Source organism: Pseudanabaena sp. PCC 6802 (genome assembly GCF_000332175.1).
GTDB lineage: Bacteria > Cyanobacteriota > Cyanobacteriia > Pseudanabaenales > Pseudanabaenaceae > PCC-6802.
The window spans coordinates 230,062-242,664 of the sequence record NZ_KB235910.1; the positions used below are offsets into that span (position 1 = coordinate 230,062).

General features: G+C 46.7%; 18 protein-coding genes. 11 read left to right on the forward strand and 7 right to left on the reverse strand.

The window, feature by feature from the left end:
• Positions 1-8: 8 nt before the first annotated feature.
• Positions 9-440, forward strand: a complete 432-nt coding sequence (locus PSE6802_RS27255) for a tetratricopeptide repeat protein (RefSeq protein ID WP_019498219.1) — start codon at positions 9-11, stop codon at positions 438-440.
• Positions 441-601: 161 nt separating this feature from the next.
• Here the strand turns inward: PSE6802_RS27255 and PSE6802_RS0101030 are convergent, their stop codons facing one another.
• Positions 602-883, reverse strand: a complete 282-nt coding sequence (locus PSE6802_RS0101030) for a type II toxin-antitoxin system RelE family toxin (protein WP_019498220.1) — start codon at positions 881-883, stop codon at positions 602-604.
• Position 884: 1 nt separating this feature from the next.
• A complete protein-coding gene (locus tag PSE6802_RS0101035) occupies positions 885-1,163 on the reverse strand; it encodes a type II toxin-antitoxin system Phd/YefM family antitoxin (protein ID WP_019498221.1) in 279 nt (92 codons plus the stop codon).
• Between the two features lie 299 nt (positions 1,164-1,462).
• Here PSE6802_RS0101035 and PSE6802_RS30635 point away from each other — a divergent pair, with 299 nt between their 5' ends.
• Entirely contained in the window at positions 1,463-2,518 is a 1,056-nt protein-coding gene (locus tag PSE6802_RS30635; protein ID WP_019498222.1) for a calcium-binding protein, read from the forward strand.
• Positions 2,519-2,782: 264 nt separating this feature from the next.
• On the opposite strand, the gene ftsH is transcribed toward PSE6802_RS30635, so the two are convergent.
• Both ftsH and PSE6802_RS0101050 read right to left on the reverse strand, forming a co-directional pair.
• Complete coding sequence (gene ftsH / locus PSE6802_RS0101045) at positions 2,783-4,669, reverse strand: ATP-dependent zinc metalloprotease FtsH (RefSeq protein ID WP_019498223.1); 1,887 nt, start codon at positions 4,667-4,669, stop codon at positions 2,783-2,785.
• 257 nt (positions 4,670-4,926) lie between these two features.
• Positions 4,927-6,132, reverse strand: coding sequence for a lipid-A-disaccharide synthase-related protein (locus PSE6802_RS0101050; protein ID WP_019498224.1), 1,206 nt, complete (start codon positions 6,130-6,132; stop codon positions 4,927-4,929).
• Positions 6,133-6,316: 184 nt separating this feature from the next.
• On the opposite strand from PSE6802_RS0101050, the gene PSE6802_RS0101055 reads away from it, so the two are divergent.
• The 6 genes from PSE6802_RS0101055 (at position 6,317) to PSE6802_RS0101080 (ending at position 9,364) form a co-directional block, all read left to right on the forward strand.
• Positions 6,317-7,015, forward strand: a complete 699-nt coding sequence (locus tag PSE6802_RS0101055; protein WP_019498225.1) for a DUF3120 domain-containing protein — start codon at positions 6,317-6,319, stop codon at positions 7,013-7,015.
• Between the two features lie 79 nt (positions 7,016-7,094).
• Positions 7,095-8,090, forward strand: a complete 996-nt coding sequence (locus PSE6802_RS0101060; protein WP_019498226.1) for an adenylate/guanylate cyclase domain-containing protein — start codon at positions 7,095-7,097, stop codon at positions 8,088-8,090.
• A 14-nt stretch (positions 8,091-8,104) separates the two neighbouring features.
• The gene (locus tag PSE6802_RS34390; RefSeq protein WP_026102976.1) at positions 8,105-8,284 is read left to right on the forward strand and encodes a hypothetical protein; all 180 of its coding nucleotides are present in this window, start codon (positions 8,105-8,107) and stop codon (positions 8,282-8,284) included.
• Between the two features lie 29 nt (positions 8,285-8,313).
• Positions 8,314-8,586, forward strand: a complete 273-nt coding sequence (locus tag PSE6802_RS34395) for a hypothetical protein (RefSeq protein WP_026102977.1) — start codon at positions 8,314-8,316, stop codon at positions 8,584-8,586.
• A gap of 41 nt (positions 8,587-8,627) precedes the next feature.
• Positions 8,628-8,936: a type II toxin-antitoxin system HicB family antitoxin gene (locus PSE6802_RS0101075; RefSeq protein ID WP_019498227.1), complete on the forward strand. Its 309-nt coding sequence runs from the start codon at positions 8,628-8,630 to the stop codon at positions 8,934-8,936.
• A complete protein-coding gene (locus PSE6802_RS0101080; RefSeq protein WP_019498228.1) occupies positions 8,936-9,364 on the forward strand; it encodes a type II toxin-antitoxin system VapC family toxin in 429 nt (142 codons plus the stop codon). The genes PSE6802_RS0101075 and PSE6802_RS0101080 overlap by 1 nt, the downstream gene beginning before the upstream one ends.
• A gap of 26 nt (positions 9,365-9,390) precedes the next feature.
• Here PSE6802_RS0101080 and PSE6802_RS0101085 read toward each other — a convergent pair whose 3' ends face one another.
• The 3 genes from PSE6802_RS0101085 to PSE6802_RS32990 form a co-directional block, all read right to left on the reverse strand.
• Positions 9,391-9,693 carry a HigA family addiction module antitoxin gene (locus PSE6802_RS0101085; RefSeq protein WP_019498229.1) on the reverse strand — a complete coding sequence of 101 codons (303 nt, stop codon included), beginning with the start codon at positions 9,691-9,693 and terminating at the stop codon, positions 9,391-9,393.
• A 54-nt stretch (positions 9,694-9,747) separates the two neighbouring features.
• Positions 9,748-10,005 (reverse strand): type II toxin-antitoxin system RelE/ParE family toxin, encoded by a 258-nt coding sequence (locus tag PSE6802_RS27270; protein ID WP_051050541.1) that lies wholly within the window; start codon positions 10,003-10,005, stop codon positions 9,748-9,750.
• 365 nt (positions 10,006-10,370) lie between these two features.
• Complete coding sequence (locus PSE6802_RS32990) at positions 10,371-10,550, reverse strand: hypothetical protein (RefSeq protein WP_156815364.1); 180 nt, start codon at positions 10,548-10,550, stop codon at positions 10,371-10,373.
• 31 nt (positions 10,551-10,581) lie between these two features.
• Here PSE6802_RS32990 and PSE6802_RS32995 point away from each other — a divergent pair, with 31 nt between their 5' ends.
• From PSE6802_RS32995 to PSE6802_RS0101105, 3 genes are all read left to right on the forward strand, one after another.
• Positions 10,582-11,019 (forward strand): hypothetical protein, encoded by a 438-nt coding sequence (locus PSE6802_RS32995; RefSeq protein WP_225902621.1) that lies wholly within the window; start codon positions 10,582-10,584, stop codon positions 11,017-11,019.
• Between the two features lie 465 nt (positions 11,020-11,484).
• On the forward strand, positions 11,485-11,985 hold the full coding sequence (locus PSE6802_RS0101100; protein WP_019498232.1) for a DUF2231 domain-containing protein: 501 nt from the start codon (positions 11,485-11,487) through the stop codon (positions 11,983-11,985).
• Positions 11,982-12,584: a DUF2231 domain-containing protein gene (locus PSE6802_RS0101105; RefSeq protein WP_019498233.1), complete on the forward strand. Its 603-nt coding sequence runs from the start codon at positions 11,982-11,984 to the stop codon at positions 12,582-12,584. Before PSE6802_RS0101100 ends, PSE6802_RS0101105 begins: the two co-directional genes overlap by 4 nt.
• Positions 12,585-12,603 lie beyond the last annotated feature (19 nt).

The window sequence follows — 12,603 nt, forward strand, 5'->3', positions numbered from 1 at the left end:
AAATAAACATGAAAAATGAATTACTTTCACAAAAAATTGTTGACTTCACTCAAAAAGCCAAGGCGCTGATGTTAAATGGAAATTATCAAGCCTCTATCAATAAATATAAAGAGGCATTAGATTTATTGGGCGAAAAAGCTATGAATTCAAAATATGCTGTCATGCTTTTTTCAGGAATTGGTGAGATATATTTCTTACAAAAGAAATGGGAAGATGCACTGGAATATTATGGTTATGCAGTCAATAGCGACGGTGGACTAGGCGAACCCTTGATTCATCTTCGATTAGGTCAGTTACGTTTTGAATTAGGGCATATAGAAAAAGCCAAAGATGAACTGTTGAGAGCCTACATGGGGGGAGGTGACCTGATGTTTAAAGGTGAAGACCCAAAGTATTTTCAAATTATTTGTGAAATCGTCTGTAAGGCAAGTTCGACCTAATGCGATTGGGGATTGATAGAGAGTGCAATCGCATGAGGCTAAAAAAGGCGATCGCTTCTCTGAAGTGGGTGGGAAATTGCGATCGCAATAGGTGAAGAGAGGCGATCGAGGCGTTAGGAAATTCAGATGAGAACGTTAGGATTGTTGCGATCGCGCTTCAATTATCCCAAAAGTCGCTTCAGTTGTTTGTAAACTTCATCATCATTGCGCTTGCCAACCAAGAGTACCTCAACCAAATCATCGTCTGGCTTGAAAAGATAAACAATCCGATATTCACCACTATCCACCCGATAATAACCCGAATAACCAATAAGCTCCTTGCTATCAGGAGGTAATGGATCGATGTTCAAAGATAATACTTTCTTGGCAATCTGCGCCGCAATCTTAGGCTGCAATCCCTTGAGGAAATCTAGAACTGTCCCAAGCCCATCTAGCTTTGCCATGCTACAAGTTGCGGTTATCAAGGGCGGCTAGACGTGTTAGCTCGGTAGTAAAAGTTTCAGTGCCAACCATTTGAGATTGATTTCGGGATAGTTCGGCTAGTTTCCCCAAAGCCCTATCTTCCAGGCTATCTAGACGTTCTATCAATTGACGATAATCATAAATCGACAAAAGAACATAGGTAGGTTGCGATTCCTGAGTTAACAGAACAGGGGCGGCAGCCGCTTGATTAAATACCTCATCCGAGCGATCGCGGATGTCGATAAGTGTAAAGCTCTGCATAAAGTCAGCTTGCTTAAATAGTTCACATACCTATTGTAGTACATCTCCATAGTGCGATCGCAAGATTTTGGGCAGAGGGGAAGATCGGCAGTGCGAGATCGCCTCTCTATTAACGTGAGGTCTATCGAACTGACGTTCTACTAGCTCTAGCAACATAGTTTTTAGAGAACACAAACATAAATTCCTCACTTTTTCTGACTTTTTCTATCTCCCCTACTCAGGTCACTAAATATAGGATTAAGGCATGACGTTTAAAGCACTTTGTTTAGTCGCTCAAAGTTTACGCTGAGTAGGAAGTTATGGCTTATTTCGATTTAACTAACAGTGCTGACAGCACTACTTTAACTCTCGGTCAGGTAGGCTTAAGTGGCGCTGTAGTATATGCATTGGGTGATTCCGTTCGCGCCCTTGATGGGAACGATACCGTCACGGGTTCGGATGCTGATGACGACATTAACGGCAACAAAGATGAGGATGTCATTTCCGGTGCTGGTGGCAATGATTTTCTGCGCGGCGGACAAGGTAACGATCTCATGCAGGGCGATCGCAACAATGATGAAGTCAATGGCAACAACGGCAACGACACTGTTGACGGAGGCGATGGCGATGATACCATGCGTGGTGGGAGAGATGATGATTCCATTAGTGGTGGTGATGGCGCTGATACTCTCTACGGCGACCTCGGCATAGATACGCTTACTGGTAGAGATGGGAGCGATACCTTCGTTCTCCAAGCCAATAAGGGAACCGATACAATTACAGATTTTCGTCCGAATGAAGATGCATTTGCGATCGTGAGCGGTGAGGTTGATGTCAATAATCTCAACGTGCTACCCAGTGGAAACGATACGTTGATTACTGACAAAATCTCAGGACAAACGATAGCAGTGATACAGGGTGTTGACAGCAAAACCGTTGAAAGCGAACTTGGCATTAGTACTGGTAGTAATCTCCCGCGCAGATTGAGAATACTAGCTCAATCTAGTAATGTTGCTGGTGGGAATAACCCTACTCTACTACCTGTAAACCCATGGGAAAAGCTAGGTGGTGGTTCTGGGCCTGGGTGGTCCGCGAGTGGCGTGCTTGATATTACTGGCTCTAGCATTGTTTTCAGTTCGTTTAAACCCTCACTCATTGCTCTGCCTGAACTAATAACGCTGACAATCGATCCGTCTTATCCTGGCTTTGGTAGTTTTGGGTTTGGATCTGCAAATTATGGTTACAAGCTTCCTAACTTTTCAGATCTAGTTACAGATATATCAATTCCACTTGTGCCAAGTAGTAATTTAACTGCTACCACCATTACTTTCTCAGACGATCCATCTGCACTTGCAGGGCTGCCACTGTTAAGTTAGCTAGGAATATAGCGTTTTTCAATTGAGGACAGGTTTTATCGACGGGGTGAAGGGGTTCCACACGGCAGTGGCTCTAGCGGGGAACCCCCAAGACCGCCCTGCCTCCCCTTCTTGGGGGCAACGCCCCCAAACCCCCTTCTCGTTTTCGTCTGAAAACCGCTATACCATCCTTCAGGCTATGCGATCGCTAGCTATGGAAGCATGTTGCCCCTCTATCTCAGACAGAAGGGCAACAGCAGGGGATTTCATTTGCGAGAAATCGCTCTATAACTGGGGAACGTAGCGCTCTTTTTCAGGTACGGCGGTGTACTCGGCCACGATTTGGCGAAACTCTTCACCATCCATAGTTTCTTTTTCGATCAGGATATCAACAATGCGATCGATCGCAGCGCGATTCTCGTAAATTATTTTTAGCGTGGTTTGATAGCACTGGTTGACAATATCTCTGACCTGATGGTCGATACGAGCCGCAATTTCTTCCGAATATTCCGAACGAGACATCAAATTATTCCCCAGGAACACCTCAGTATTTTGTCCTTCTAGAGACAAAGGCCCGATATCTGACATGCCAAAGCGAGTCACCATCTGACGAGCCATTCTGGTCACTTGTTGGAGGTCGTTACCTGCACCAGTCGTGATTTCAGAATTGCCAAACACTACTTGCTCCGCAGCCCTTCCGCCCAGAGCACCGCAAATTCTTGCCAGGATTTGCGATCGCGAGATCAGGAACTGCTCTTCCGAAGGCGTAAACCAGGTGAGCCCGGCTGCCTGTCCTCTAGGGATAAGAGTAACTTTTTGCACGGGATCGTGGTCTTTAATCAGCGTGCCCACGATCGCATGGCCGACTTCATGGTAAGCAATCAGACGCTTATTCTTACTATCGACCAGGGCTTTACCTTCTAGACCAGCTATCACGCGATCCACAGCATCATCGATCTCGGACATGGCGATCGCATCCTTGCGACGGCGGGCGGTGAGAATTGCAGCCTCGTTGAGGAGATTAGCTAGGTCAGCACCAGTGAAGCCAGGGGTTCGACGGGCGATCGCTTCTAAAGAAACCTCAGGACTAACCTTCTTGCCACGGGCATGGACGTTAAGAACTTGCAAGCGACCTTTGATATCTGGAGGATCGACGAGAATCTGGCGATCGAAGCGACCGGGACGTAGCAATGCCGCATCTAAGACATCAGCTCGGTTCGTAGCCGCAATAATGATAATACCTGTATTGCCTTCAAAGCCATCCATTTCCGTGAGGATCTGGTTTAAAGTTTGCTCGCGTTCGTCGTTACCGCCACCAATACCGGCACCCCGCTGGCGACCGACCGCATCGATTTCATCGATAAAGATAATGCAAGGAGCGCTTTCCTTCGCTTTTTTGAACAGATCGCGCACGCGAGAAGCACCAACGCCGACAAACATTTCGACAAATTCAGAGCCAGAAACGGAGAAGAAAGGTACGCCTGCTTCCCCCGCGATCGCTTTTGCTAGCAAGGTCTTCCCAGTGCCAGGAGGCCCTACTAATAACACGCCCTTGGGGATCTTAGCGCCAACTGCTGTAAAGCGTTCCGGCTTCTTCAGAAAAGTGACGACTTCCTGTAATTCTTCCTTAGCTTCTTCAATTCCAGCAACATCATCGAACTTGACACCAGTTTGAGCATCCATCGAGAATCTCGCTTTTGACTTGCCAAAGTCCATTGCTTGCCCCGGCCCTCCCATTTGATTGGAGCGACGGAAGAGGAAGAACAGGCCAGCTACTAGAGCAATTGGAAAGATGAGATTGCTCAAAAAGCCCCAGATCGCAGTATTGTTGCGCGGTGGATATACAGCCAAATCCACCCCTGCCTCATTCAATTTACCCATGAGTTCGGGAGCGTACAGGGGCAAATCTACCCTGGCGCGAATCTCGCGGTTGGCAAGCTGGGGATCTGCGGCGACGACGATCGCAGTGCGCCCGCCATCAAATATATCAACTTTACGAATGCCGTGTTTGTCCAGGTATTCTAAAAAGCTGCCATAGGACATGCGAGAATTGGCAGCATTGATAACCGCTTGCGACTGCGATGGACTGGTCAAAAATGTTTGCCACGCAAAAAATGCGATCGCAACTAGTGGCAAAGACCATAGTAAAAAAGTTTTCCAAGAAGATTTCATAATGTTGCGTATGCCTGCTCGATCGATGCTTAATTAAAGTTAACTTAATTTTCTGCCAAGATACAATGACTCTATGTGCAGATATTGTTTTTAGCTGTTATAGCTATAGCCAACAGGCTTAGGAGGGGGTGCAGGGGTTCCACCCCTGTGTGGGGGCTTCGCCCCCACACCCCCCTGTCCTAACAGATCTGTCTATGGCTATAGCTATTAGCCATTAGCTTTTAGTGGTGTTTTCGTAAGTTCTGGGGAGAACAAACTTATTGCCGCAAAAGCGTGTTACCCCAAAGTAATGCAGCCAGGCGATCGGCAATTTGGGCAGAGCCGCCTGGTTTACCCACTCTTTCTATGCCGTTTTGCTGGCATTCTTCTAGGTAGGCTTTGTCCGCTAGAGTTTGTTGTGTCAATCTCGCTGCTTCTATTAAGGTTTGCGGGTTCGCAGTCTGCTTGCCAACTGTCTTGACTGACTTACCCAGCAAGCGCATTTGGGCTTCGGCAAAACGATAGGTAAACTGCGGCCCGCCGCCAGGAATTTGAATGACAGGCTTGCCCAAACCTACGGCTTGCTCGATCGCCGTACCTGCCATGCCTATTGCCAGATCGCACCGTTGCAGAATATCGGCGAAAGCGTCGCAGTAACAAATAATGGCGATATTGCTGCGATCGTGATAAAGTTTGCCATTGCTCCAGCAATGCCATCCTTGCTGGGTTGCAACTTCCTCCAGGGGTGTCTTGCCATTCACCCCTATTTCCATCATCTTTGGTACCACTGCGGCTCGAAACTGGACTGGAACCGCCGTGAATTCGCGCTGGATTTCGATCGCCAGATCGAGCAGAATCGCTAAATTGTGGCTGGCTTCAGGTAGGCGGCTACCAGGTAAAAGAGCGATCGTGGGGCTGTTGGGAGCTAAATCCAGATCTTTGCCAGTAGGTGCTAGCACATCCATAATTGGGTAGCCTGCAAATACGGTTGTGCTGAAACCTTTGGTTTGCATTAGTTCGGCGGTGAAGCGATCGCGGGTAAATATCTGTCGGCAACGAGGCGATCGCAATAACAGCTTCGCTAGCAAAGGTAATGTTAATTTCCCTTCGTAGTAGGCAGATGATGAGACTAAGAAGGAAGCATAGGGACGACCAGTTATGCCTGCTGCCAGTAAAACCACAACATCGCCAGTGGCAAAGATTAGATCGCAGTTACGGCTGTAGGCTCTAATGGCTTGCAATTGCTGCCCAACTAAGCTCGGCAACCCCGCCTGCACGTCTGCGAATAATTTGGCTCGATCCATATAAACGAATCCACCGGAGGGCAAATGCCTCGTGGGCGCAATAATCGGTATGCCTAGATTGCGATACGCATTCCCCTCCCCGACCATTGGCATGGCTGAGATTTCCGCGCTGGGGTAGCGACTTTTGAATTGTTTTAGAATTTCACAGGCATTTAAATCCTCCCCATGCCCGTTGCTCAAGAATAAAATTCTTTTGGTAGGTAAATCAAGATTTGGAACTAGTGGCGGTGGATTCAATTTATTTGGAGTTGGTGGCAATAATGTCTAGAAAACTGCCCAAGTATATGGGCGGCTGCATAGAATTTAATGATATGTTAAGTAGCAATAATAATAATTAATATAAATTTAGCTAAGTTAATAAGCGTTGTTTTCCTATATCGTTACCCTTCAAAACCGAAACCCCTTAGCACTTCTGCGCACAACCAACATTACCGTATGGCTAGTCGCTGTTTTTTTAGTATCGGTACCTGTTTTCTTTGAAGCCCCTTTAGTCAGGTTTGCGCCCTGGCTTAGTCTGATAATTACAGTCGGCTGGCTATCGCTTAGCAGGCATCTGATCGAGACCGATCGCTCCCCATGGGGCAGCTTGCTTTGGGGATTTAGTCTCACCTGGTTGTGCGGCTCGCTCTATTGGGGATGGTTGCGTTGGGAGCCACTCTGGCACTTGCCCGTCGAAGCGATCGCTTTACCCTGGGCAATTTGGGCATTGCAACCGTCGCAGCGCAAGCTATACGATATTGGAGCCTGCTTTTATCTAGGTTCCCTATTAGGTACCGTTGTAACGGATCTTTACTTTGCGATCGCCGGACTTATGCCGCATTGGCGATCGCTGATGCTGGTAGAAAACGATCTCAGTGCCATTCGACCGATTCTGCAAAGCGCGGTAGCCCAGGTGCAGTCTGGGTGGGGAATTGCTTGGGCAGTAGCTTTGGGTTCCTTACTGGTGATGCTAGGGGTGCGATCGCTGCGATATACTGAGTTACGATACTGGGCATTTAGCGGAGCCATACTCAGTACGATTTTAGTAGATAGTATTTTTGGTATGGTGGCAGCTTTGAACTAGTTGGGTGGGCAAGGATAATAAGCTAATAAGTATACTAAGTGTTTCGTGAACTCAGTCCGCGCAGATTCAGACCCACACTATGGAAACGCATTCTTATCCTTATCTACTAATACATACCGAAGATGGGGATAGGAAAATTCCTCTCATTAACGAGACTTCCTGGTCGCTGGGACGCGGTCAGGACAATGACATTGTATTTGATGATAAGTGGGCATCCCGAAACCACGCTATCTTGCAGGTAATGGACTCGGGCAGCTTTTACCTGATCGATCTGGGCAGTCTGAACGGTTCGTTTGTGAATGGTCGTCGTGTCAGCATACCCGTCACTCTGCACAGCGGCGATCGCCTCACTTTGGGAGCTACAGAAATGCAGCTCGTGTGTCCCACTGCTAAGACCCTCGTAGAAACAGACGAAGGTCCCCCCAAGCAAAAATCGACCGTGATGTTGCATACTCGTCGCCTGATTACCGTCCTGGTAATTGACATTCGCAACTATACTGGTCTAACTCGTCAAGTAGAAGAGCAGCTACTATCGCAAGTAATTGGTTCCTGGTTTGGCAGTGCGGGCGACATCATCCGTCGCTATGGTAGTTGGGTAGATAAATACATTGGCGACGCCGTAATGGCTGTCTGGATTCACAATACTGATAAGGAATCTGGCAGTGTCGCACCCACTGAAATGCTGCAAGTACTGCACGCCCTCCACGCCCTCCACGCCATGAGCGACGAACTCAATAACAAATTCACTCTACCGTTTCGCTTGCGTATTGGGGCTGGGGTCAATACGGGCAATGCAATTGTGGGACAGATGGGGGCAGGCGATCGCCCGGAATATACAGCCCTGGGCGATACGGTCAATGCTGCCTTTCGCCTGGAATCCGCCACCAAAGAAATCAGTGCCGACATCGCCTTGGGGGAAACCACCTATGCCCTGATTCCCTCTGCCGAGCGCCTCAAATTTCAGAAGCACTCTGTCAATCTCAAGGGCTACGACATGCCCACCGTAACCTATGCTGGCACCTTTGCAGATTTAGCCTGTTTTTTGAGCAACCTTCCCACTCAACCTAAAACCTAAATACTTGCCATCCCATGACTACTAGTTTTGCGATCGCCGAAGAGATAACTACGTTTCGTCAAGTTCAGGAAAAGTTAGGTCTGAGTCAGAGCGACGATGCTCAGTTTTTTGTTGAATGGATGGCGGAACTTCCGGCGTTGAGCGAATTAGAACAGACGCGATTAGAGCAGGTGCGCCGCAACTATCTCTACTAGAGCTAGCCCTACCGCAAGCGTTGACATATATGGCAGCCCATCCAGAACCGACTCGACCTCTTTATGGGATGGTTACAAACGGCAGTAGTTTTTTGTTTCTGAAAACTGTGGATAAGCAATATGGGATCTCCGATTTATTTGCGGCGCGATCGCCGTATCGCAATAATTTGTCTGAGGTACTAAAAATCTTGAAATATCTGGACTGCACCGATCGCCTTTTCCTCCAACGCGTAGGCGGACGCTATCGCTTTAACCACAAGCTATTACAAGATCATTTCGCCGAACTGGCAACTGAGCAATGATACTTCTTGTAGAATAAAAACAGAGCAGGAGGAAGCGATCTGTGGAATATCAAGTATTTGTTCAAAATCCAGGCGATCGGCAATTTGTAGCTTCGGTACTAGGAATGCCTACAGTATATGTAGAAGGCACGACAGAAGAAGAGGCTATAGCCAAAGCAAAAGCCGTTTTGGAGTCTCAACTCGCTACAGGAAAATTTGTCCCTATTCAAGTAGATTTACCCAATTTTACAGATCGATCTAGGTTTCATCTGCAATATGCTGGCATTTTTGAGGACGATCCAACATTTGACGATTGGATGGAAAAACTTGCCAATATTCGTAAAGAAGCAAATACTATAGAAGATCCATAATGAATCTCTATGTTCTAGATACCGACCATCTTAGCCTTTACGGACGTAACCACCCAAAAATCGTTAATAGACTCAGGGCAAGTCAAGGACAGATTGCGACAACTGCAATTAACGTTGAAGAACAGTTGCGCGGGAGATTGGCACAGATTGATGCAGCAAGGAAAAATGCAAAAGATGTGGCCAATTTGTGTATGGCATATCAGCTATTGGTAGAAACAATGCTTTTGCTGTCAGAATTTCAGGTGCTTCAATATAATACAGATTCCTATGCGATTTATCAGTCTCTTAAGGCTAATCGGCTCCGGGTTGGAGCGCAAGACCTACGCATTGCATCGGTTGCATTAGCTCATGAAGGCATTCTTCTTACTAGAAATATACAAGATTTTGAGAAAATTCCTAATCTTGCAATTCAAGACTGGTCAGTCTAGTTAAAGTTTCATTAATATTTCTCAAATCAAGCGATATACGGTGCGATCGCCTTAAGAGCTTCATTCTCAGCCTGCTGTGCGTGATGCAAATCCCAACATAATTGCAGATTAAGCCAAAAGTCAGCCGAAGTCGAAAAGAACTTCGCCAAGCGCAGGGCAGTACTTGGGGTTACACCTCGACGACCATTAATAATCTCATTCAGGCGTTGATAAGGAACATGAATCGCCTGTGCTACCTCTCGTTGGGTCAGACCCATTGGAACGATAAACTCTTCCAATAGAATTTCGCCAGGATGTGTTGGTAAGCGATGAGTAGGTATACGTATCATAAGCAAAGATAGAATTCTTCGTAGGTTTGATATCTTTCCAAACGCGATCGCAATTTAATGATAGTCCGTAATTTCTACGCGATCGGCTCCAGCATCAGTCCAAACCAAGCAAATTCGATATTGGTCGTTAATGCGAATGCTATTCTGCCCCTTGCGATCGCCAACTAAAGCCTCTAGCCGATTTTTAGGCGGCACGCGCAGATCGCCTACCACTGTAGCAGCATTGAGTTGGTCGAGTTTTCGACCCGCCACTTTCCAGATTGACTCTGGACAAGTATTGCGTGCTGCCTGAGTATTTTTGCCATTAAAAATATCTTCAGTGCCTTGATTCTTAAACTAGACGATCGTAGTAACATGATAGCACGGTACTCATGCTAGTACACAACGTCAATACAGCAAAATATAAAGATTAAACCTATTCAAACAGGTCTGCCTTATCTATATCCCTAGTCTGCTTTAGCCGACTTCAGCTCTGAGCCAAGAAATTGATTTCTTAGATTTGTGGGATAATGATGGGTAAGTCCTACATAGCTTGGAAATTTGCAAGCCTCTCTATTGCTAATATCTTCGCGATCGCCCACTTTATCCCTGAGCAAGAAAACTTTTTGTAGTTTGAGGTAGAGAGTCTTGGGAAGATTTGGATCGAGTGACAAACCTATTGGGATTTGGCCGAAACTCTATTGTTTCTGGGCTGCGCTTGCGATTTGCTCGGCAGTTGCTCTGGCTGGTTTCTCATCCGCGAGCATTACTCGGCTCTTGACGATCGCGTTTCTCTTTGGACAAATTGCGTTGCGTTCGACATTAGTAAAGGCTTTTTCCTGGCTTTCACCAAGAACTCGATTTATTGCTTTAGGCACCGTTCTTGCTATGGTGGTGGAGGGCTTTCATATGATTTCCATGCCAGTTTTTTTATCGTTACGCATTGGCTGGAATACTTCTCTTTTGCAAGGATCGCTTCAATATGCGCTCGATCTAATCTTTACCGTGCCCGCCTATATTGTAATTTTCTCAGTTATCTGGTACTTCATTAATCGATATAAATATACGCTTTGGCAGTACGTTTTTGTCATGGGACTGGCGCAAGCATTAGGCGATGGCGGTCTCTTTTTTTTCCTAGGCGCACCATCAATGATTTTCTTTTTACCCTATCCAATGACGAATTACCATGCCATCAATATCATTCCTTTTCTGTCGGTGCGCGATCGCCTGAGCCAAGAGCGATCGTCGGGCGCTTTTGCTTACTTTGCTATTCCAGGGGTAATTGGAACCTATTTTATCTGCGGAGCGATCGTAAAATTCCTGGGTAAGTCTTTGGGGCTGGAATAAAAACATCAAAAGCTAGATTTTCGGTTTAACGACGATTTGTTAAACTCTCAAAAGTTAATAACAATCTTAAATTTTTTAGAAACTGCTGTTTCTGAATGCATTAATACATTCAGGTTAAGGCAAAATTTGCTAGGTTTATTTACTAGGTTAAAAATTATACCAATTTAATACGGTAAACCAATTTAATGCAGTAAACAGGACAGATCGAAACGGGTGAAGGTGTTCCAACCCCCTCGTGGGGTCAACGCCCCCACCCCTTAATATGTAACCCAAGCAATTTAAATTAGTATAGCGATGCTAAATCATTTACGAACGGGGTGCAGGGGTAGAACACGGCAGTGGCTCTAGGGGGAAACCCCCAAGACTGCCCTGCCTCCCCTGCGTGGGGTGCAGCCCCACAACCCCTTTTTCACAAATCATTTGCGATTGCTATATTAGAGTCCGGATAGTCTCCAGGAGAGTATTGTGTTTGAATATCTTCCGCCTTTAAACGATCGCAACTTGCCCTACCCGGACACAATTCATCCGATCGTGGTGCATTTTGTGATTGCAATGGTGTTGTTTGCCTTTATCTGCGATGCGATCGGCTTTTTTACGCGCAATCCTCGCTTGTACGAAGTAAGTTGGTGGAACCTGTTCTTTGCCACCATTTCCATCTTTATTGCAGTGATTTTTGGGCAAATTGAAGCAGGTTTATCCGACCCCTATACAGCCGTGGCACCGGTATTGAACTTGCATACGCTGCTGGGATGGTCGCTTTCGGGAATTATTGCTGCCGCGACGGGATGGCGCTACGTGATTCGTTCCCGCGATCCGAAACAGTTGCCGATCGCCTATTTAGGTATGGGAGTGCTGCTAACGGTTTTAACGTGTTTCCAAGTTTATCTGGGCGACGAACTGGTTTGGGTGTATGGCTTGCATACCGAAGCAGTAGTAGAAGCGACCAAAGGAGGAGTTTTGCAATGAACGAAACTGCTTTCGATCCACTGCGAGAGATTGGTGCCAATGGCTTGCCCTATGCCATCCCCATTCATCCCAATTTAGTGCATCTGACGTTGGGGTTGTTTATCGTGGCGATCGCCTTCGACATCGTTGGCGTTCTGTTTCCCCTCGAAAAACCCGTGTTTAAGTTCCTGGCAATTCCAGCTACGCGTTCCAATTTCTTCGATGTGGGCTGGTATAACATGCTGGCTGCCGCCATCATCACATTTTTTACGGTTGCAGCGGGTTTTTACGAAATCATGCTCGCCGATCCACCCGCAAACATTAAAAGTGACTGGGGATTGAAAGCCATGGAAACCATGCTCTGGCACGGTGTTGGTGGTGTGTTATTGTTAGCGGCGATCGTGGCAATGACGGTCTGGCGAGGCTTTCAGCGCTTCCTCTGGCGCAAAGATTTATCCAGACAAGTACAGTGGAGCTATTTGTTAGTGGGTTTGGGCATCTTTTTTCTCATGTTCCTCCACGGTACGCTTGGCGCGCAAATGGCATCCGAGTTTGGCGTGCACATCAGCGCCGATCGCCTGTTATTGTTAAGTAAAGATTCTCTTCTATTGTCGAAATAGTATCTCGAAATAGTATCGC

Coding starts and splice junctions, on each gene's coding strand:
- PSE6802_RS27255 (WP_019498219.1), top strand. CDS start 9: ATGAAAAATGAATTACTTTCACAAAAAATTGTTGACTTCACTCAAAAA.
- PSE6802_RS0101030 (WP_019498220.1), bottom strand. CDS start 883: ATGGCAAAGCTAGATGGGCTTGGGACAGTTCTAGATTTCCTCAAGGGA.
- PSE6802_RS0101035 (WP_019498221.1), bottom strand. CDS start 1,163: ATGCAGAGCTTTACACTTATCGACATCCGCGATCGCTCGGATGAGGTA.
- PSE6802_RS30635 (WP_019498222.1), top strand. CDS start 1,463: ATGGCTTATTTCGATTTAACTAACAGTGCTGACAGCACTACTTTAACT.
- ftsH (WP_019498223.1), bottom strand. CDS start 4,669: ATGAAATCTTCTTGGAAAACTTTTTTACTATGGTCTTTGCCACTAGTT.
- PSE6802_RS0101060 (WP_019498226.1), top strand. CDS start 7,095: ATGGAAACGCATTCTTATCCTTATCTACTAATACATACCGAAGATGGG.
- PSE6802_RS34390 (WP_026102976.1), top strand. CDS start 8,105: ATGACTACTAGTTTTGCGATCGCCGAAGAGATAACTACGTTTCGTCAA.
- PSE6802_RS34395 (WP_026102977.1), top strand. CDS start 8,314: ATGGCAGCCCATCCAGAACCGACTCGACCTCTTTATGGGATGGTTACA.
- PSE6802_RS0101080 (WP_019498228.1), top strand. CDS start 8,936: ATGAATCTCTATGTTCTAGATACCGACCATCTTAGCCTTTACGGACGT.
- PSE6802_RS0101085 (WP_019498229.1), bottom strand. CDS start 9,693: ATGATACGTATACCTACTCATCGCTTACCAACACATCCTGGCGAAATT.
- PSE6802_RS32995 (WP_225902621.1), top strand. CDS start 10,582: ATGATTTCCATGCCAGTTTTTTTATCGTTACGCATTGGCTGGAATACT.
- PSE6802_RS0101105 (WP_019498233.1), top strand. CDS start 11,982: ATGAACGAAACTGCTTTCGATCCACTGCGAGAGATTGGTGCCAATGGC.